Consider the following 18,906-nt stretch of genomic DNA (forward strand, 5'->3'; position numbering starts at 1 on the left):
TGACGATATGTCGCAGCAATCAATCGGGCTGATTTTATGGCTAAACACCCGGCAAGTAAAATTCCAATGGCGAAATTATTTATTGGAATAAGGACGTGGCCGTCCTCGGAACCCTTTCGGCCCAGCCTTTCCGGGCATCAGGCGGTTTTCCAGGAATAATGTTTTGCTTGCGCTGTAATGATCATAGTTGCGGCTAAATGATAATTGATATCGTTTGAGTCGGATTTGTAACTGTTTATCGGGTGAGGGATTGGGAAGTTGTCTTACTTGCGCGTTACTGCAAGTAGCAAAGCCTACCGTTGTAGCGGAAATTTCTGATGCTTGTGGCGCGTCAGATCAATGTTTTGTGCTGACACCGCAAGACCTCTGTAGGAGTGAGCCTGCTCGCGAAAGCGGTGTATCAGCCAGCACATGCATTAACTGACACACCGTTATCGCGAGCAGGCTCACTCCTACAGGGCATCGGCGGTGTTGAGGAATCGCAGACAAAAAAACGCCCCGAACCAGTCGGGGCGTCAGTCTTGCGGCTCTGCGGTTAGCTTTTTATTCGATCCGCAAAGGCCGTTTGCTCAGCGAAGCGCTATCAGTGGAACTGTTCTTCTTCGGTCGAACCGGTCAGCGCGGTCACCGACGACGAGCCACCCTGGATCACGGTGGTCATGTCGTCGAAGTAGCCGGTGCCCACTTCCTGCTGGTGCGCCACGAAGGTGTAGCCCTTGGCGGCGTCAGCGAATTCCTGCTCTTGCAGCTTCACGTAGGCGGTCATGTCGTTGCGGGCGTAGTCGTGCGCCAGGTTGAACATGCTGTGCCACATGTTGTGAATGCCGGCCAGGGTGATGAACTGGTGCTTGTAGCCCATGGCGGACAGTTCGCGCTGGAATTTGGCGATGGTCGCGTCGTCCAGGTTTTTCTTCCAGTTGAAGGAAGGCGAGCAGTTGTACGACAGCAGTTGGTCCGGGTATTCCTTCTTGATCGCTTCAGCGAAGCGACGGGCTTCTTCCAGATCCGGCTTGGCGGTTTCGCACCAGATCAGGTCGGCGTATGGCGCGTAAGCCAGACCACGGGCGATGGCTTGGTCCAGGCCGGCACGAACCTTGTAGAAACCTTCCTGGGTGCGCTCGCCAGTCACGAACGGCTGGTCGTACGGGTCGCAGTCGGACGTCAGCAGGTCCGCGGCGTTGGCATCGGTACGCGCCAGGATGATGGTCGGCGTGCCGGCAACGTCAGCCGCCAGACGCGCAGCGGTCAGCTTCTGTACGGCTTCTTGGGTTGGAACCAGTACCTTGCCGCCCATGTGGCCGCATTTTTTAACCGAGGCCAGCTGGTCTTCGAAGTGAACGCCGGCGGCGCCTGCTTCGATCATGCTTTTCATCAGCTCGTAGGCGTTCAGTACACCGCCGAAACCGGCTTCAGCGTCAGCCACGATTGGCGCGAAGTAGTCGATGTAGCCTTCGTCGCCCGGGTTCTTGCCGGCTTTCCACTGGATCTGGTCGGCACGACGGAACGAGTTGTTGATGCGCTTGACCACGGTTGGCACCGAGTCCACCGGGTACAGCGACTGGTCCGGGTACATGGATTCTGCGGAGTTGTTGTCCGCAGCCACTTGCCAGCCCGACAGGTAGATCGCCTGGATACCGGCTTTTACCTGCTGAACAGCCTGGCCACCGGTCAGGGCGCCCATGCAGTTGACGAAATCTTTCTCAGGACGGAAGGACGGCTTGGCACCCTGGGTGACCAGGTTCCACAGCTTCTCGGCGCCCATCTTCGCAAAGGTGTGCTCAGGCTGGACCGAGCCACGCAGACGGACCACGTCAGCAGCGGAGTAAGTGCGTGTCACGCCTTTCCAGCGCGGGTTCTCAGCCCAGTCTTTTTCGAGGGCTGCAATTTGCTGTTCGCGTGTCAGTGCCATGGAGATAAACCTCGTCGCGTCTTTATTGAAAAGTTGTTCTGCGGTGGAAAATTCCTGCGCTCGCTGACCAGAAGCTTAGGTGGTCAAGTCGGATTCGGCGGGGGAGGCGACGGGATGAATGATGGGCTCGAGGGGAAGTGAGCAGGTAGTGGCGCGGTGCGGGCGCATTCCGGCGTCGTGGGCCTTTATGCGGTCTGCAGCGTGAAGCCGGGTTACCTAAATACGCTTCCGTCCCTCGGGACAACTTCGTTCCAGTCGGCAACCTCGTCAAACACACCTTGTGGGCGGTACAGACACGAAACGGCTCGCGGGGTAGGTGCGGGCGGCGCTTCGAAGGCCCTTGCCAGGGCCCCTGATTAGCGGGAGCGAGGCCATCATGCCTTCGCTTTTTTTTCGCGTCAAACGTTTTGTAGTGCTTTTTGTAGAGCACTACATCTTTCGTCTAATACGACTAATCAGTCAGTTTTCGGTGCTTTAGTCCAGTGCGTCGACTTTCACCCGCAAGGTCATGTCATCCCGGCCTTGAGTCGAGTAGCTGCGGGTCAGGCCCTGTTTATCAGCCTGGGTCTGGCGATTCACGCCGGCCAAGGTGATCCATTCGCCGAGGCGTCCGCTGACGGTTGTGTCGGTGCTTTGCACGTTCACTACATCGGGACGCTCCTGGCTCATGCGGTCACGGTTGGTACTGATCGCCAGATGAACGGTCTCGCCGGTGACACTGGCGGTGACGTAGAAACCCTGGGTGACGTTGCGGTATTGGGTCTGGCTGTTGTAACCGCCGTAAGAATCGCTCTGAACGTTGGTGATCGGCACGCTTTGCCCGACCTGGATCAGCGCTGGCATGCCGTCGGTGGCTTGCACTTGCTGCACGCCACCTTCGCGGCTGGTCGTACTGCGGCTGATGATGCGGGTCTGATTCGGCTGCGCGCCGTTGACCGAATAGCCTTCGTCGCCACGGCCATTGTTTTCATTGGTATCGACGGTGATCAGCAGGCGCTTGGGCGCGGTGTCGAGCTGGCCGATCAGTGCCTTGAGTTCCTGAATCTTGTCCGGGTCGGCCTTGATGATCAGTTGATTGCCATAGGCGCTGACCTGGCCGTCCTTGCCGAGGAAGTCCTGCGCCATCGGCAGCATGTCGGCGCTGGTGCGGTAATTGAGGGGCACGATTTCTGTGGCTGCCAGCACCGAAAAGCTGCAGCCGAGCAGCAGGGTGGTGAGCAGGGTGCGTAGGGACATGTCCGTTATCTCCGCGTTCGAAAGGCTTGATATTGCCAGTTTGTCGGCCCGGGGTGGGGCAAGTTGAATCGTAGACAGCAAAACGCCCCGGCATCGTGAGATAGCGGGGCGGTTTGGGGTGTGCTTGCAGGCCTTTTCGCGAGCAGGCTCGCTTCCACAGTAGGTCTCCAGTGAGCACAAGTTTTGTGTCCCGCAGAGATCAAGTGTGGGAGCGAGCCTGCTCGCGAAAGCCGCGATGCGGTCTCAGGCCGAATGCCGAACCATGTCGACATGCGGAATCCCGGCTTCGAGGAACTCCTCGCTGACCAGGCTGAAACCCAGGCGCTCGTAGAACGCCGTGGCCTGCACCTGTGCGCTGAGCATTTGCTGCTTCAGGCCGCGCGCTTCCGCTTCGGCGATGACCGCTTGCATCAGCGCGTCGCCGACTTTCATCCCGCGCCAGTCTTTCAGTACCGAGACCCGGCCGATGTGTCCATCGGGCAGCAAGCGCGCGGTGCCGATCGGGTAGTCGCCTTCAAACGCCAGAAAATGCACGGCGGTCGCGTCGTCCGCGTCCCACTCAAGCTCGGGTGGCACCGATTGTTCGGCGATGAACACCGTTTCACGAATGCGCCGGATCTCGGCGATGTCCTTCTGCCAGTCTGCGACACGAACGCGAATTTTATTCATCGGCGAACCCCAGGCTACCTTGCTTGACCAGTTCGCAGAGCAGGCTGCGACCGTCTTCGTCGTTCAGCCAGTCGCCGACGTTATCGGCGTGCAGGGCGTCAGCGGCGCAGATCAGCTTCAGCAGTTCGCGCAGTTTGCCCGGCAGATAGCGGCTCTGGCCGCTGGCGAACAGCAGCAGGTCGTCATCGACTTCCGACCAGGCCAGACGCGCGCTCGGGTTGCGAATCAGCACGGCGCCGTCCTGCAGGGCAGCGAGGAAGTCTTCTTCTTCGACGTCTTCCGGGCCGACCACCAGTTCCGGGTAGCGCGGCTCGGTCATGTACTGGCCGAACCAGGTCAGCAGCAGACGCTCGTCGCTCATGTGCTCGGCAAGCAGGCTCTTCAGGCGGTCCAGCGCATCGTGCTGGATCTGATGCGGGTCGGCCGCCGGCTTGGCATCGGCGTCGGTGTAGCGCTCTTCGTCAGTCAGGAACTGGCTGAGGAAGTCGGTGAAGTGGGTGAGTACTTCAGCGGCGCTCGGCGCGCGGAAGCCGACCGAGTAGGTCATGCAGTTGTCGACCGCGACACCGCAGTGAGCCAGGCGCGGCGGCAGGTAAAGCATGTCGCCCGGTTCCAGGACCCATTCTTCGGTCTGTTCGAATTCGGCGAGGATGCGCAGGTCGGCGTGTTGCAGCAGCGGGCTCTCGGAATCGCACATCTGGCCGATTTTCCAGTTGCGCTTACCGTGGCCTTGCAGCAGGAACACGTCGTAGTTATCGAAGTGCGGGCCAACGCTGCCACCGGGAGCGGCGAAGCTGATCATCACGTCGTCGACGCGCCAGCTCGGCAGAAAACGGAAGTTTTCCAGCAGCTCGCTGACTTCCGGGACGAACTGGTCGACCGCTTGTACCAGCAGGGTCCATTCTTTTTCCGGCAGTTTGCTGAACTCGTCTTCGGCGAACGGGCCGCGACGCAGTTCCCACGGGCGCTCGCCGTGCTCGATGACCAGGCGCGATTCGACTTCTTCTTCCAGGGCGAGGCCGGCCAGTTCATCGGCGTCGATCGGGCTTTCGAAGTCAGGAATCGCCTGACGGATCAGCAGCGGTTTTTTCTGCCAGTAGTCACGCAGGAATTCGCGTGCCGTGAGGCCGCCCAGAAGTTGAAGAGGAATATCGGAATTCATATGTAACCTATTGAAAAAAAGCACTTTTCAGACGGGAATAAAAACGCCCGGCGCGGCCGGGCGTCTTGAACGGGGCAAGCGGTCGATCAGATGCGTTTGGCTTGTGCTACAGCGTTGCCGATGTAGTTGGCCGGGGTCAGTTGCTTGAGCTCGGCTTTCGCTTCGGCTGGCATGTCCAGGCCATCGATGAAAGTCTGCAGCGCTTCAGGGCTGATGCCCTTGCCGCGGGTCAGTTCTTTCAGCTTTTCGTACGGGTTTTCGATGTTGTAGCGGCGCATCACGGTCTGGATCGGCTCGGCCAGCACTTCCCAGCACGCGTCGAGGTCAGCGGCAATCTTCTGCTCGTTGAGTTCGAGTTTGCTGATGCCTTTGAGGCTGGCTTCGTAGGCGATCACGCTGTGGGCGAAGCCGACACCGAGGTTGCGCAGAACGGTGGAGTCGGTCAGGTCGCGCTGCCAGCGGGAGATCGGCAGTTTGCTCGCCAGGTGCTGGAACAGTGCGTTGGCGATGCCCAGGTTGCCTTCGGAGTTCTCGAAGTCGATCGGGTTGACCTTGTGCGGCATGGTCGACGAACCGATTTCGCCAGCGATGGTGCGCTGCTTGAAATAACCCAGGGAGATGTAGCCCCAGATGTCACGGTCGAAGTCGATCAGGATGGTGTTGAAACGCGCGATCGCGTCGAACAGCTCAGCGATGTAGTCGTGCGGTTCGATTTGCGTGGTGTACGGGTTGAAGCCCAGGCCCAGCTCGTCTTCGATGAAGGCGCGGGCGTTGGCTTCCCAGTCGATCTGCGGGTAGGCCGACAGGTGCGCGTTGTAGTTGCCGACGGCGCCGTTGATCTTGCCCAGCAGCGGTACGGCAGCGACTTGTGCGATCTGCCGCTCGAGACGGTAAACCACGTTCGCCAGCTCTTTACCAAGAGTGGTCGGCGAAGCCGGTTGGCCGTGGGTGCGCGACAGCATCGGCACGTCAGCGAAACGGATGGCCAGTTCGCGGATGGCGTTGGCGGTCTGGCGCATCAGCGGCAGCATCACGTCGTCACGGCCTTCGCGCAGCATCAGCGCGTGGGACAGGTTGTTGATGTCTTCGCTGGTGCAGGCAAAGTGGATGAACTCGCTGACCTTGGCCAGCTCCGGCAGCTTGGCCGCCTGCTCCTTGAGCAGGTATTCGATCGCCTTGACGTCGTGGTTGGTGGTGCGCTCGATCTCTTTGACGCGCTCGGCGTGCTCCAGCGAGAAGTTTTCAGCCAGTTCATTGAGAACGGAGTTGGCCTCGGCGGAGAAGGCCGGTACTTCAGGGATGCCGGCGTGGGCGGCCAGGCGCTGGAGCCAGCGCACTTCAACCAGAACACGGGCGCGGATCAGGCCGTACTCGCTGAAAATCGGGCGCAGGGCCTGGGTTTTGCCGGCGTAGCGGCCGTCAACAGGGGAAACCGCAGTGAGCGAAGAGAGCTGCATGGGGTGTTCTCGGACAGTCGGGCAACGAAATGGGGCGCGTATCATACATGAAAAAATCCGCCGGTCCGTCGCCAACTGACCGGCGTATTACGCGTTACAGACTACAAAACTGGTATCGCGCGGCGTTTACTCGCTGCGCATCAGCGGATACAGCTCTTTGAGCAACTTGCGCCGGCTGATCACCAACTGCCAGCGATGACCGCCAAGCTGGCGCCACAAGCGCGCCGAACGAATCCCGGCCAGCAGCAGGGCGCGAATCTTCGAGGCATTGCTCGGTTGCTGCAGGTTGCGCATGTCGCCGTGCACCTGAATGCGCTGGCGCAAGGTGCTCAGGGTGTCCTGATACAGCGCGCCGCAAGCTGCCACCACGTTTTCGTGGGCCGGACCGAAGTGCTCGACCTGCGACTGGATCTGCGGCAAACGCTTGCTGATGGTGTCGAGCATGTCGTCGCGCTTGGCCAGTTGGCGTTCCAGACCGAGCATCGACAGTGCGTAACGCAACGGCTCGCGCTGCAAAGTGCTGGGGTCGCGTTCCAGTGCGCCGATCAGCGCCCGATAACCTTCGCGCAGATTGATGTCATCGCCGCCGTACACGTCCAGCGTGTCTTTCGGATCGCGCACCAGCAGGCTGCCGAGCATGCAGCTCAGGCCAGCTTCGTTGGTCTGGCCGGTCTTGGCGATGCGGTCGACCAGCACGGCGGCCAGAAACACACCGCCCAGCGCCGTCAGTTGCTCCTGAGTCGGGCTCATGCCTGGCCGCTCCACGGCTCGGCGACTTCGATCACGCCGCCGCCGAGGCAGATTTCACCGTCATAGAACACCACCGATTGGCCCGGCGTCACCGCGCGTTGCGGCTCGTCGAACACGGCGCGATAGCCGCTGGCGGTTTTCTCCAGGGTGCAGGCCTGATCGCTCTGGCGATAACGCACTTTGGCAGTCAGGCGCAGCGGCTGGCTCAGGTCGATCGGGTTGACCCAATAGATGTCCGAAGCGAGCAGGGCGCCGGAGAACAGCCACGGATGGTTGTTGCCCTGGCCGACGATCAGTTCGTTGACGTCCAGATCCTTGCGCAGCACGTACCACGGTTCATCGCCGGCGTCTTTCAAACCGCCGATGCCAAGGCCCTGGCGCTGGCCGATGGTATGGTACATCAAGCCGTGGTGACGGCCGATGACTTCGCCTTCGGTGGTTTTGATCTCACCCGGTTGCGCCGGCAGGTATTGCTTGAGGAAGTCGCTGAAGCGCCGTTCACCGATGAAGCAGATCCCGGTGGAATCCTTCTTCTTGGCGGTCGCCAGCTCGTATTTCTCAGCAATCGCGCGCACTTCCGGCTTTTCCAGTTCGCCGACCGGGAACAGGGTCTTGGCGATCTGTTCGCCGCCAACGGCGTGCAGGAAGTAGCTCTGATCCTTGTTTGGATCTAGGCCCTTGAGCAATTCGGTGCGGCCATCGATGTCGCGGCGGCGCACGTAGTGGCCGGTGGCGATCAGGTCGGCGCCAAGCATCATCGCGTAGTCGAGGAACGCCTTGAACTTGATCTCGCGGTTGCACAGGATGTCCGGGTTCGGCGTACGTCCGGCCTTGTATTCGGCCAGGAAGTGCTCGAACACGTTGTCCCAGTACTCGGCAGCGAAGTTGGCGGTGTGCAGTTTTATGCCGATCTTGTCGCAGACAGCCTGAGCATCCGCCAGGTCGTCCATGGCGGTGCAATATTCCGTTCCGTCGTCTTCTTCCCAGTTCTTCATGAACAGGCCTTCCACTTCATACCCCTGCTCGATCAGCAGGAGAGCGGAAACGGAAGAGTCCACGCCGCCGGACATGCCGACAATGACGCGCTTCTTGGATGTGTCAGAAGGGGCTGGATCACGCATAGGGATTCAATGAGTGTCTTGGAAAAGGGCGCGATTCTATCAGGCTCGCGGCCGCAAGGCTAAAGGGAAGGGCGGATCAGTTCGAGGCTGAAGTGATGGCCGGCCAGATAATCGTCGATGCAGCGCATGATCAGCTCGCTGCGCCAGTTGTCCCGTTGAGCCAATAATTCGTCGCGGGTCAGCCACTTGGCGCCGAGGATGCCGTCGTCGAGCTGATAGTCCGGGTGGTGTTTGACGGCTTTGGCGCTGAAGCACACACGCTGGTAAGTCACGCCGTTGCTCGGCGCGGTGTACAGGTAAATGCCGATGACGCTGGTGGGTTCGACGTCCCAGCCGGTCTCTTCGAGGGTTTCGCGCACGGCGGCTTCGATCAGGGTTTCATCCGGATCGAGATGCCCGGCGGGTTGATTGAGCACATTGCGCCCGGCCTTGTGCTCTTCGACCATCAGGAAGCGACCGTTTTTTTCGACAATGGTGGCGACGGTGATGTGGGGCAGCCATTCCATGAGTTGTCCTCGTTTTGAACATTGAAACCCGATTACTGTGGGAGCTGGCTTGCCAGCGATGGCGGCCTATCATTCAGCATTGAAGGTGACTGATCCACCGCTATCGCTGGCAAGCCAGCTCCCACAGGGTTTTGTGCTGATCACAAAGTCTAAAAACACAAACCCCGGCACAGGGCCGGGGTTTGTTTACCGCACTACAACCTTAAACCAGCGCAGCAATCGCCGCGTTGAAGGTTGCGCTTGGGCGCATGGCCTGGCTGATCAGCTCGGCGTCGGCGTGGTAGTAACCGCCGATGTCGACTGGCTTGCCCTGAACGGCGTTGAGCTCGGCAACGATGGTCGCCTCGTTCTCGGTCAGGGTTTTGGCCAGCGTTGCGAACTGCGCTTGCAGTGCAGCGTCTTCGGTCTGGGCGGCCAGGGCCTGAGCCCAGTACATCGCCAGGTAGAAGTGGCTGCCGCGGTTGTCGATGTTGCCGACTTTACGCGATGGCGACTTGTTGTTGTCGAGGAACTGGCCGGTGGCCTGGTCCAGGGTCTTCGACAGCACCAGCGCTTTCGGGTTGTTGTAGTTCACACCCAGATGCTCAAGGGAAGCGGCGAGGGCAAGGAACTCACCCAGCGAATCCCAGCGCAGGAAGTTTTCTTCAACCAGTTGCTGCACATGCTTCGGCGCCGAACCGCCAGCGCCGGTTTCGAACAGGCCACCGCCGTTCATCAGCGGCACGATCGACAGCATCTTGGCGCTGGTGCCCAGTTCCATGATCGGGAACAGGTCGGTCAGGTAATCACGCAGTACGTTGCCGGTCACCGAAATGGTGTCCTTGCCTTCGCGGGTGCGCTGCAGGGTGTACTTCATTGCATCGACCGGCGCCATGATCTGGATGTCCAGACCGGCGGTGTCGTGATCCTTCAGGTACGCCTGAACCTTCTCGATCACCACACCGTCGTGAGCGCGCATCGGGTCGAGCCAGAAGATCGCCGGGGTGCTGCTGGCGCGAGCGCGGTTGACGGCCAGTTTGACCCAGTCCTGGATCGGCGCGTCTTTGGTCTGGCACATGCGGAAGATGTCGCCGGCTTCAACGGCCTGCTCCATCAGCACGGTGCCTTTGCTGTCGGTGACGCGAACCACGCCGTCAGCCTTGATCTGGAAGGTCTTGTCGTGCGAGCCGTATTCTTCGGCTTTCTTCGCCATCAGACCGACGTTCGGCACGCTGCCCATGGTGGTCGGATCGAACGCGCCATTGGCCTTGCAGTCTTCGATCACGGCCTGGTAAATGGTGGCGTAGCAACGATCCGGGATCACTGCCTTGGTGTCGTGCAGCTGACCGTCGGTGCCCCACATCTTGCCGGAGTCACGGATCATCGCTGGCATCGAGGCGTCGACGATGACGTCGCTCGGCACGTGCAGGTTGGTGATGCCTTTGTCGGAGTTGACCATCGCCAGCGCCGGACGCACAGCGTAGACCGCCGCCATGTCGGCTTCGATTTGCGCTTGCTGCTCGGCCGGCAGCGCTTTGATGCGCGCGTACAGGTCGCCGATGCCGTTGTTCAGGTTGAAGCCGATCTCGGCCAGCACGTCAGCGTGCTTGGTCAGCGCGTCTTTGTAGTACTCGGCAACGATCTGGCCGAACATGATCGGGTCGGAGACCTTCATCATGGTCGCTTTCAGGTGCACCGAGAGCAGCACGCCCTGGGCCTTGGCGCTTTCGATTTCAGCAGCGATGAACGTACGCAGGGCGTTTTTGCTCATCACGGCGCAGTCGAGGATCTCGCCGGCCTGAACGGTGGTTTTTTCTTTCAGAACGGTGGCAGTACCGTCCTTGGCGATCAGTTCGATCTTCACGGCGTCAGCGGCGTCGATCAGGGCGGCTTTTTCGCTGCCGTAGAAATCGCCGGTGCTCATGTGAGCGACGTGGGACTTGGAGTCTTTGGCCCAGGCGCCCATTTTGTGCGGGTGCTTGCGCGCGTAGTTCTTCACCGACAGCGGAGCGCGACGGTCGGAGTTGCCTTCACGCAGAACCGGGTTCACGGCGCTGCCCTTGACCTTGTCGTAACGCGCCTTGGCGTCTTTGTCGGCGTCGCTGGTCACGGTTTCCGGGTAGTCCGGCAGGTTGTAGCCCTGCGCCTGCAGCTCTTTGATCGCGGCTTGCAGTTGCGGCACCGAAGCGCTGATGTTCGGCAGCTTGATGATATTGGCTTCAGGCGTAACGGCCAGTTCGCCCAGTTCGGCGAGGTGGTCGGCTACGGCTTTGTCGCCCAGTTGCTCGGGGAAGCTTGCCAGGATGCGTGCTGCAAGAGAGATATCGCGGGTTTCCACGGCGATATCGGCCGAGGCGGTGTAAGCCTCGATGATCGGCAGCAGGGAATAGGTGGCGAGGGCAGGAGCTTCGTCGGTGAAGGTATAGATGATCTTCGAGCGGGTGGGCATATTCGGATTAACTCTCTCTTCTTTGCTAAAGCGTGCGCAGAAACTCGAGGGGCGCCGGGTAAGCGCGTTCGTTCAAAGTCATCCATGAACCGAATGTCGAGATTCTTCGCGGTGATGTTGGGTGCATCAGTAGAGCGTCAAGCAGTCAGGCTGCGGTAACAGCCCGACCAATCAGGCGGAAAGTCTCGTACTAGAGAGGCCAGCCGTCGTGACCCTGTGGTCAGCGGGCGGCATTATACATAGGTAGCTGGCAATCTGCCGATGGTTCATATGCAACGATTCTCGTCCATTGGTCTAAAGGTCGCAGGGCAGGGTTGGGCAAAGAGTCGTTACGAATGCTGGAGTTTGGCGCTTTTCCCTTTGCTTTCAGGCTTGTACGAAATGAGATGTGCGCGGCGGCGGAACATAGGGTTTGCGTGTTGATTCAACTGGGTTACGCTCGAAGCAAGCCAGGTGTTCAATCCAAACAATGGAGTTCAGCATGGGTTACAAGAAGATTCAGGTTCCAGCCGTCGGCGACAAAATCACCGTCAATGCAGACCATTCTCTCAATGTTCCTGATAACCCGGTCATCCCCTTCATCGAAGGTGACGGTATTGGTGTCGACATCAGTCCGGTGATGATCAAGGTTGTCGATGCTGCTGTTGAAAAGGCCTACGGCGGCAAACGCAAGATTTCCTGGATGGAAGTCTACGCCGGGGAAAAAGCCACCCAGGTTTACGATCAGGACACTTGGCTGCCGCAGGAAACCCTCGACGCGGTCAAGGATTACGTCGTTTCCATCAAGGGCCCGCTGACCACTCCGGTGGGTGGCGGCATCCGCTCGCTGAACGTGGCCCTGCGTCAGCAGCTTGACCTCTATGTCTGCCTGCGCCCGGTGCGCTGGTTCGAAGGCGTGCCAAGCCCGGTGAAAAAGCCTGGCGACGTCGACATGACCATCTTCCGTGAGAACTCCGAAGACATCTACGCGGGCATCGAGTGGAAGGCCGGTTCGCCGGAAGCCACCAAGGTGATCAAATTCCTTAAAGAAGAAATGGGCGTCACCAAGATCCGTTTCGACGAAAACTGCGGCATCGGCGTCAAGCCGGTTTCCCGTGAGGGCACCAAGCGTCTGGCGCGCAAGGCGCTGCAATATGTGGTCGATAACGATCGCGATTCGCTGACCATCGTGCACAAAGGCAACATCATGAAGTTCACCGAAGGTGCCTTCAAGGAATGGGCCTACGAGGTGGCGGCGGAAGAATTCGGCGCGACCCTGCTCGACGGCGGTCCGTGGATGCAGTTCAAGAACCCGAAAACCGGCAAGAACGTGGTGGTCAAAGACGCCATCGCCGACGCCATGCTCCAGCAGATCCTGCTGCGTCCGGCCGAGTACGATGTGATCGCGACGCTTAACCTCAACGGCGACTACCTGTCCGACGCCCTGGCGGCAGAAGTGGGCGGCATCGGTATTGCACCGGGCGCCAACCTGTCCGACACCGTGGCGATGTTCGAAGCGACCCACGGTACCGCGCCGAAATACGCCGGCAAGGATCAGGTCAACCCGGGTTCACTGATTCTCTCGGCCGAGATGATGCTGCGGCACATGGGCTGGACCGAAGCGGCAGATCTGATCATCAAGGGCACCAATGGTGCGATCGGGGCGAAGACTGTGACGTATGACTTCGAACGCTTGATGGATGGGGCCAAGCTGGTTTCGTCTTCGGGCTTTGGGGATGCGTTGATTTCGCATATGTAAAACGCGGATACACAAAAAACCGCCGATCTCGATCTGTGAGTTCGGCGGTTTTTTATAACCCGATGCCTTGGGTGGCGGGCTCAGCCCACTACGCTGGTGCGCATGCTGGTTGCGGCGGCTGCAGCTGCGGCGGCGTCAACGGATGCCTTGTCCATTATATCGTGGGCGTGCAGTCCTTTCGGGCCCTGGACGATATTGAAATATACGGCTTGTCCGGCTTTCAAGGTTTTGTAGCCTTCCATTTCGATGGCCGAGTAATGCGCAAAGAAATCGATGTCCTTGCCATCCTCATCGCGGCCCTGGTGGGCTTCGGTATTGATAAAGCCGAATCCCTTGGCATTGTTGAACCATTTCACCGTGCCGCTGAAAATGGGTTTGGCTTTGGCCTTATCTCTGGCCTTATCTCTGGCCTTGTCTTTGACCTTATCTTTGGCCTTTTCGTCTATCTTGTCTTTAACCTTGCCGCCTGACATACCCAAATCCCTCTGCACCAGTCTCCATCGCTGGAGTATCATCCCGTTCATCCGCAATCGAATTCGATAAAAGAATTGACTCCGCGGATCTTTTTTACCCACTGTGGGCTCTATTGGTTGTAACACCGTTTTCCCGATAGTCAAGGTGACCGGGCAGTCGGAGTTGAAAACGCAGGCAACCGCCCCCACCACTGTATTTGCACAACTGACGAACCTTTCTTTCCATGCATGCAATCAGCCAGATTCGACTAACATTCAATCAGGATCGCCCGCTTCTCCAAAAGGATCTTCCACAGGAGCACGACGACGATTCGGCAGGCGTTGCTGTTCAGGAAGCAAAGCCTGCATTACAGGCACCGCCGATGTACAAGGTGGTTTTGTTCAACGATGACTACACACCGATGGATTTCGTCGTCGAAGTGCTCGAGGTGTTTTTTAACCTGAATCGCGAGCTGGCGACCAAGGTCATGCTGGCCGTCCATACAGAAGGACGAGCAGTATGTGGAGTGTTTACCCGCGACATCGCCGAGACAAAGGCCATGCAGGTCAACCAGTACGCCAGGGAAAGCCAGCATCCGCTACTCTGTGAAATCGAGAAGGACGGTTAATCGCCGACCACTTGGGTATGAGGTGAAGCTATGTTAAACCGCGAGCTCGAAGTCACCCTCAATCTAGCCTTCAAGGAGGCTCGTTCGAAGCGTCATGAGTTCATGACCGTCGAACATCTCCTGTTGGCCCTATTGGACAATGAGGCTGCCGCCACCGTTTTGCGTGCCTGCGGCGCGAACCTCGACAAACTCAAGCACGACCTGCAGGAGTTTATCGACTCCACCACGCCATTGATCCCCGTCCATGACGAAGATCGCGAAACCCAGCCAACCCTGGGCTTCCAGCGTGTCCTGCAGCGTGCTGTTTTCCACGTACAGAGCTCCGGCAAACGCGAAGTGACTGGCGCCAACGTGCTCGTCGCCATCTTCAGTGAGCAAGAGAGTCAGGCCGTATTCCTGCTGAAACAGCAGAGCGTTGCGCGCATCGATGTCGTCAACTACATCGCCCACGGCATTTCCAAAGTACCGGGGCATGGCGATCACTCTGAAGGTGAACAAGATATGCAGGACGACGAGGGCGGTGAGTCTTCTTCTTCAGGCAATCCTCTGGATGCTTATGCCAGCAACCTCAACGAGCTCGCGCGCCAGGGTCGTATCGATCCGCTGGTCGGTCGCGAATCGGAAGTCGAGCGGGTCGCGCAGATTCTCGCGCGGCGGCGCAAGAACAATCCGCTGCTGGTCGGCGAAGCAGGCGTGGGTAAAACCGCGATTGCCGAAGGCCTGGCCAAGCGCATTGTCGACAATCAGGTGCCTGATCTGCTGGCCAACAGCGTCGTCTACTCGCTGGACCTTGGTGCTCTGCTGGCAGGCACCAAATACCGCGGTGATTTCGAGAAGCGTTTCAAGGCGCTGCTCAATGAACTGAAAAAGCGTCCGCAGGCGATTCTGTTCATCGACGAGATCCACACCATTATTGGTGCCGGTGCTGCGTCCGGTGGCGTCATGGATGCTTCGAATCTGCTCAAGCCGCTGCTGTCGTCTGGCGACATTCGCTGCATCGGTTCGACGACGTTCCAGGAGTTCCGCGGCATCTTCGAGAAGGACCGTGCTCTGGCGCGTCGCTTCCAGAAGGTCGATGTGGTCGAGCCGTCGGTGGAAGACACCATCGGCATCCTGCGTGGTCTCAAAGGCCGTTTCGAGCAGCACCACAACATCGAGTACAGCGATGAGTCGTTGCGCGCCGCTGCCGAACTGGCTTCGCGCTACATCAACGACCGGCATATGCCGGACAAGGCCATCGATGTGATCGACGAGGCGGGCGCCTATCAGCGTCTCCAGCCGGTGGAGATGCGCGTCAAGCGTATCGAAGTGCCGCAGGTCGAAGACATCGTGGCGAAGATTGCGCGGATCCCACCGAAGCATGTCACCAGTTCCGACAAGGAATTGCTGCGTAATCTGGAGCGTGACCTGAAGCTGACGGTGTTTGGTCAGGACGCGGCGATCGATTCGCTGTCGACCGCAATCAAGTTGTCTCGTGCCGGGCTCAAGTCGCCGGACAAGCCAGTCGGTTCATTCCTGTTCGCAGGGCCGACCGGTGTGGGTAAAACCGAGGCCGCGCGGCAATTGGCCAAGGCGCTGGGGATCGAGTTGGTTCGCTTCGACATGTCCGAGTACATGGAGCGTCACACCGTCTCGCGTCTGATCGGTGCGCCTCCAGGGTATGTCGGCTTCGATCAGGGCGGTCTGTTGACCGAAGCGATCACCAAGCAGCCGCATTGCGTATTGCTGCTCGATGAAATCGAGAAGGCGCACCCGGAAGTCTTCAATCTGCTGCTGCAGGTGATGGATCACGGTACGCTGACCGACAACAACGGGCGCAAGGCGGACTTCCGCAATGTGATCGTGATCATGACCACCAACGCCGGTGCCGAAACGGCTGCTCGCGCTTCGATCGGTTTCACTCATCAGGATCACTCGTCCGATGCGATGGAAGTGATCAAGAAGAGTTTTACGCCGGAATTCCGCAACCGTCTGGACACCATTATCCAGTTTGGTCGCCTCAGTCATGAGGTTATCAAGAGTGTGGTGGACAAGTTCCTCACCGAGCTTCAGGCGCAGCTGGAAGACAAGCGTGTGTTGCTTGAGGTGACTGACGCGGCGCGCAGTTGGCTGGCGGCGGGTGGTTATGACTCGGCAATGGGCGCACGTCCGATGGCGCGTCTGATCCAGGACAAGATCAAGCGTCCGCTGGCAGAAGAGATTCTGTTTGGCGAGCTGGCCGAGCATGGCGGTGTGGTGCACATCGACATCAAGGATGGTGAGTTGACGTTTGACTTCGAGACTACGGCGGAGATGGCCTGACGGCTGTGGTTTAAGAGGGCGCCTTCGGGCGCCTTTCTTTTGTCTCGGGATTGGGGGGTATATCCGTTGCTGCGGTAACGGCTTCTTATGGTTTCGCCCTTACGGCGACTCACTTTTTTTACAAACGCCTAAAAAAAGTAAGCAAAAAAACGCTTGCTCCTACGTTCGGCCCTCGCAGGCTCGGGTCCCTTCGCTCCGGGATCGATCCGGGCGCAGCGGCTACGGTTTGCTTCGCTGCACCTCCTTCCGCTGTGTCTGGCTGCGCCAGACGGTCGCTGCGCTCCCACGCCGGGATCAATCCCTCCACTCAGCCTTCCGACGTCGCCGGTGGATCAAGATCAAGAGCAGGCGAGCTGACACTCGGCCTATTGAGTGGTGAGAAGCGTCGCATGGCTTTTGATTTGTGGTGTGGCTGCCCCTCACCCCAGCCCTCTCCCGAGGGAGAGGGAGCCGATCGTTGTGCTTTTCAAATTTTGCGTACGACTCGGTATTTCATGTCTGCGTAACTCTTCCAATCACCGCGGTCAGTTCCCTCTCCCTCCGGGAGAGGGCTAGGGTGAGGGGCTTTTGACGTTGCTTTTGATCTTCGAGCAATTCAAATGCACCCGCAGCAAACGGGTGCTCACCCAAACCCAAACCCCAGACACAAAAACGCCCGGCTAAAAGCCGGGCGTTTTGTATTGACTTGATTAGCGAGCGCGGTAGGTGATGCGCCCTTTGCTCAAGTCATAGGGCGTCAGTTCGACGCGCACTTTGTCACCGGTAAGAATACGAATGTAGTTCTTGCGCATCTTGCCGGAAATATGCGCGGTTACGACGTGCCCATTTTCCAACTCCACACGAAACATGGTGTTGGGCAGGGTGTCGACGACAGTGCCTTCCATTTCGAAGCTGTCTTCTTTCGACATGCAGTAAAGCCCTCGGTATCCAGTGAATGGCCCGGTGCAACTGCGCCAGGCAAAAGCGGCGTGCATTGTGCCCGAAAAATGGGGTTTACGCCAAGGGGTTTGAGCTTTTGCTTTAGTTGAGGATGACCCAGCGCTGGTTGATCAGCAGTTCGATCGGGCGATATTGGGTCTTGTAGTTCATCTTTTTGCAGTTCTTGATCCAGTATCCGAGGTAGACCGCCTCAAGCCCCAGGCGCTGGCTCTCGGCGATTTGCCAGAGGATCGCGAAACGTCCCAGGCTGCGGCGTTCTTCGGCCGGTTCGTAAAAGGTGTAGACCGCCGAGAGGCCGTTAGGCAGCAAATCGGTCACCGCTACCGCCAGCAACCGTCCGTCGAGTCGGAATTCGTAAAAGCGCGAGAAGGGCAGATCGCGGACCAGAAAGGTCGAAAACTGATCGCGGCTCGGCGGGTACATGTCGCCGTCGGCGTGGCGTTGTTCAATGTAGCGCTGGTACAGGTCGAAATATTCTTCGCTGAATTGCGGCTTGGCCGGACGCACCTGCAAATCGGCGTTGCGTTTGAAAATGCGTTTTTGCTGGCGGTTGGGCAGGAACTGCGCAACCGGGATGCGCGCAGGCACGCACGCGTTGCAATTCTGGCAATGCGGGCGGTACAGATGATCGCCGCTGCGACGAAAACCCATTTCCGACAGGTCTGCGTAGACATGCACATCCATGGGCTGGCTCGGATCGAGAAACAGGGTCGTGGCCTGCTCCTCGGGCAGATAACTGCAAGAGTGGGGCTGAGTGGCATAGAACTTCAGGCGCGCCAACTCGGTCATGAATCAACCCTCGGAATAAGCTGGTGGATTAAGTGTAAGCCACCTGCGCAAAAGTCGCTCAGCAAACCCAGGTCGCATGATTGGGTTGATCCAGATGTCGCGCCAGATAATCGGCAAATTGCTCGCGGGGAATCGCTCGCGCACCGAGGCTGTGCAAATGATCGGTGGGCATCTGGCAGTCGATCAGCACGAAACCGGCGTCCTTCAGATGGCGCACCAGTGTGGCGAAGCCATATTTGGAGGCATTGTCGGCGCGGCTGAACATCGATTCGCCAAAGAACAATTGGCCCATCGCCAGGCCGTACAGGCCACCGACCAGCTCGCCCTGATCGCGCACTTCCACTGAGTGGGCAAAGCCGCGACGATGCAGTTCGATGTAGGCGTCCTGCATGGCTTCGGTGATCCAGGTGCCATCGGCGTAGTCCCGGGGCGCGGCGCAGGCGCGAATCACGGCTTCGAAATCCTGATCGAAGGTCACTTGATAGCGTTCCTTGCGCAGCAGTTTGCCGAGGCTGCGCGAAACGTGCAGCTCGTCGGGAAACAGCACGGTGCGCGGATCCGGCGACCACCAGAGAATCGGCTGGCCTTCGGAAAACCACGGAAAGCAGCCATGGCGATAAGCCTGAATCAGACGATCGGCAGACAAATCACCGCCGGCGGCGAGCAATCCGTTGGGCTCGCGCATGGCCTTTTCCAATGGAGGGAAGGTCATGGAATTGCGTTGTAACCAGGTCAGCATGGCATCCAGGCTTGCAGAAGGGGAGGGCGGTCGCGGCGCGCAGGCGCCGCGAAAGAGTTTGCCGCGAAAAAGCGCCGATGT

General features: G+C 59.0%; 16 protein-coding genes. 3 read left to right on the forward strand and 13 right to left on the reverse strand.

Translation table 11 applies throughout. The features are described from left to right. Positions 1–583: 583 nt before the first annotated feature. The 9 genes from aceA to BLU24_RS12420 all read right to left on the reverse strand — a co-directional run bounded on the left by aceA (position 584) and on the right by BLU24_RS12420 (position 11,238). Positions 584–1,909 (reverse strand): isocitrate lyase, encoded by a 1,326-nt coding sequence (gene aceA, locus BLU24_RS12380; RefSeq protein ID WP_003223815.1) that lies wholly within the window; start codon positions 1,907–1,909, stop codon positions 584–586. 474 nt (positions 1,910–2,383) lie between these two features. After that, positions 2,384–3,145 (reverse strand): secretin N-terminal domain-containing protein, encoded by a 762-nt coding sequence (locus BLU24_RS12385; protein ID WP_093100574.1) that lies wholly within the window; start codon positions 3,143–3,145, stop codon positions 2,384–2,386. A gap of 243 nt (positions 3,146–3,388) precedes the next feature. Then, positions 3,389–3,814, reverse strand: coding sequence for a GNAT family N-acetyltransferase (locus BLU24_RS12390; RefSeq protein ID WP_090284364.1), 426 nt, complete (start codon positions 3,812–3,814; stop codon positions 3,389–3,391). Beyond that, positions 3,807–4,976: a ribosomal protein uL16 3-hydroxylase gene (locus BLU24_RS12395; RefSeq protein ID WP_093100576.1), complete on the reverse strand. Its 1,170-nt coding sequence runs from the start codon at positions 4,974–4,976 to the stop codon at positions 3,807–3,809. The genes BLU24_RS12390 and BLU24_RS12395 overlap by 8 nt, the downstream gene beginning before the upstream one ends. An 86-nt stretch (positions 4,977–5,062) precedes the next feature. Next, a complete protein-coding gene (gene purB, locus BLU24_RS12400) occupies positions 5,063–6,433 on the reverse strand; it encodes an adenylosuccinate lyase (protein ID WP_093100578.1) in 1,371 nt (456 codons plus the stop codon). Positions 6,434–6,559: 126 nt separating this feature from the next. Beyond that, positions 6,560–7,183 (reverse strand): high frequency lysogenization protein HflD, encoded by a 624-nt coding sequence (hflD, locus tag BLU24_RS12405; protein ID WP_090284360.1) that lies wholly within the window; start codon positions 7,181–7,183, stop codon positions 6,560–6,562. Then, entirely contained in the window at positions 7,180–8,304 is a 1,125-nt protein-coding gene (gene mnmA / locus BLU24_RS12410; protein WP_090284358.1) for a tRNA 2-thiouridine(34) synthase MnmA, read from the reverse strand. Before mnmA ends, hflD begins: the two co-directional genes overlap by 4 nt. Positions 8,305–8,363: 59 nt before the next feature. Continuing rightward, complete coding sequence (locus BLU24_RS12415; protein WP_093100580.1) at positions 8,364–8,810, reverse strand: NUDIX hydrolase; 447 nt, start codon at positions 8,808–8,810, stop codon at positions 8,364–8,366. 202 nt (positions 8,811–9,012) lie between these two features. After that, complete coding sequence (locus BLU24_RS12420) at positions 9,013–11,238, reverse strand: NADP-dependent isocitrate dehydrogenase (protein WP_093100582.1); 2,226 nt, start codon at positions 11,236–11,238, stop codon at positions 9,013–9,015. 481 nt (positions 11,239–11,719) lie between these two features. Between BLU24_RS12420 and icd the strand changes: the two genes are divergently transcribed. After that, complete coding sequence (gene icd, locus BLU24_RS12425; RefSeq protein WP_090284351.1) at positions 11,720–12,976, forward strand: NADP-dependent isocitrate dehydrogenase; 1,257 nt, start codon at positions 11,720–11,722, stop codon at positions 12,974–12,976. An 80-nt stretch (positions 12,977–13,056) separates the two neighbouring features. Here the strand turns inward: icd and BLU24_RS12430 are convergent, their stop codons facing one another. Then, positions 13,057–13,347, reverse strand: a complete 291-nt coding sequence (locus BLU24_RS12430) for a cold shock domain-containing protein (protein WP_093106614.1) — start codon at positions 13,345–13,347, stop codon at positions 13,057–13,059. A gap of 326 nt (positions 13,348–13,673) precedes the next feature. Here BLU24_RS12430 and clpS point away from each other — a divergent pair, with 326 nt between their 5' ends. Together clpS and clpA are read left to right on the forward strand one after the other, a co-directional pair. Beyond that, entirely contained in the window at positions 13,674–14,057 is a 384-nt protein-coding gene (clpS, locus tag BLU24_RS12435) for an ATP-dependent Clp protease adapter ClpS (protein WP_011334948.1), read from the forward strand. 30 nt (positions 14,058–14,087) lie between these two features. Beyond that, a complete protein-coding gene (gene clpA / locus BLU24_RS12440) occupies positions 14,088–16,358 on the forward strand; it encodes an ATP-dependent Clp protease ATP-binding subunit ClpA (protein ID WP_007964841.1) in 2,271 nt (756 codons plus the stop codon). 689 nt (positions 16,359–17,047) lie between these two features. On the opposite strand, the gene infA is transcribed toward clpA, so the two are convergent. The 3 genes from infA to aat form a co-directional block, all read right to left on the reverse strand. Continuing rightward, positions 17,048–17,266 carry a translation initiation factor IF-1 gene (gene infA / locus BLU24_RS12445; RefSeq protein ID WP_002553999.1) on the reverse strand — a complete coding sequence of 73 codons (219 nt, stop codon included), beginning with the start codon at positions 17,264–17,266 and terminating at the stop codon, positions 17,048–17,050. Between the two features lie 112 nt (positions 17,267–17,378). Continuing rightward, complete coding sequence (locus BLU24_RS12450) at positions 17,379–18,086, reverse strand: arginyltransferase (RefSeq protein ID WP_090284349.1); 708 nt, start codon at positions 18,084–18,086, stop codon at positions 17,379–17,381. A 58-nt stretch (positions 18,087–18,144) separates the two neighbouring features. Continuing rightward, positions 18,145–18,825 (reverse strand): leucyl/phenylalanyl-tRNA--protein transferase, encoded by a 681-nt coding sequence (gene aat, locus BLU24_RS12455; protein ID WP_093106617.1) that lies wholly within the window; start codon positions 18,823–18,825, stop codon positions 18,145–18,147. Positions 18,826–18,906 lie beyond the last annotated feature (81 nt).

Source organism: Pseudomonas sp. Z003-0.4C(8344-21), assembly GCF_900104975.1.
GTDB classification, from domain to species: domain Bacteria; phylum Pseudomonadota; class Gammaproteobacteria; order Pseudomonadales; family Pseudomonadaceae; genus Aquipseudomonas; species Aquipseudomonas granadensis.

Coding starts and splice junctions, on each gene's coding strand:
- clpA (WP_007964841.1), top strand. CDS start 14,088: ATGTTAAACCGCGAGCTCGAAGTCACCCTCAATCTAGCCTTCAAGGAG.
- aceA (WP_003223815.1), bottom strand. CDS start 1,909: ATGGCACTGACACGCGAACAGCAAATTGCAGCCCTCGAAAAAGACTGG.
- aat (WP_093106617.1), bottom strand. CDS start 18,825: ATGCTGACCTGGTTACAACGCAATTCCATGACCTTCCCTCCATTGGAA.
- BLU24_RS12390 (WP_090284364.1), bottom strand. CDS start 3,814: ATGAATAAAATTCGCGTTCGTGTCGCAGACTGGCAGAAGGACATCGCC.
- clpS (WP_011334948.1), top strand. CDS start 13,674: ATGCATGCAATCAGCCAGATTCGACTAACATTCAATCAGGATCGCCCG.
- hflD (WP_090284360.1), bottom strand. CDS start 7,183: ATGAGCCCGACTCAGGAGCAACTGACGGCGCTGGGCGGTGTGTTTCTG.
- BLU24_RS12415 (WP_093100580.1), bottom strand. CDS start 8,810: ATGGAATGGCTGCCCCACATCACCGTCGCCACCATTGTCGAAAAAAAC.
- BLU24_RS12385 (WP_093100574.1), bottom strand. CDS start 3,145: ATGTCCCTACGCACCCTGCTCACCACCCTGCTGCTCGGCTGCAGCTTT.
- BLU24_RS12420 (WP_093100582.1), bottom strand. CDS start 11,238: ATGCCCACCCGCTCGAAGATCATCTATACCTTCACCGACGAAGCTCCT.
- mnmA (WP_090284358.1), bottom strand. CDS start 8,304: ATGCGTGATCCAGCCCCTTCTGACACATCCAAGAAGCGCGTCATTGTC.
- BLU24_RS12395 (WP_093100576.1), bottom strand. CDS start 4,976: ATGAATTCCGATATTCCTCTTCAACTTCTGGGCGGCCTCACGGCACGC.
- BLU24_RS12450 (WP_090284349.1), bottom strand. CDS start 18,086: ATGACCGAGTTGGCGCGCCTGAAGTTCTATGCCACTCAGCCCCACTCT.
- icd (WP_090284351.1), top strand. CDS start 11,720: ATGGGTTACAAGAAGATTCAGGTTCCAGCCGTCGGCGACAAAATCACC.
- infA (WP_002553999.1), bottom strand. CDS start 17,266: ATGTCGAAAGAAGACAGCTTCGAAATGGAAGGCACTGTCGTCGACACC.
- purB (WP_093100578.1), bottom strand. CDS start 6,433: ATGCAGCTCTCTTCGCTCACTGCGGTTTCCCCTGTTGACGGCCGCTAC.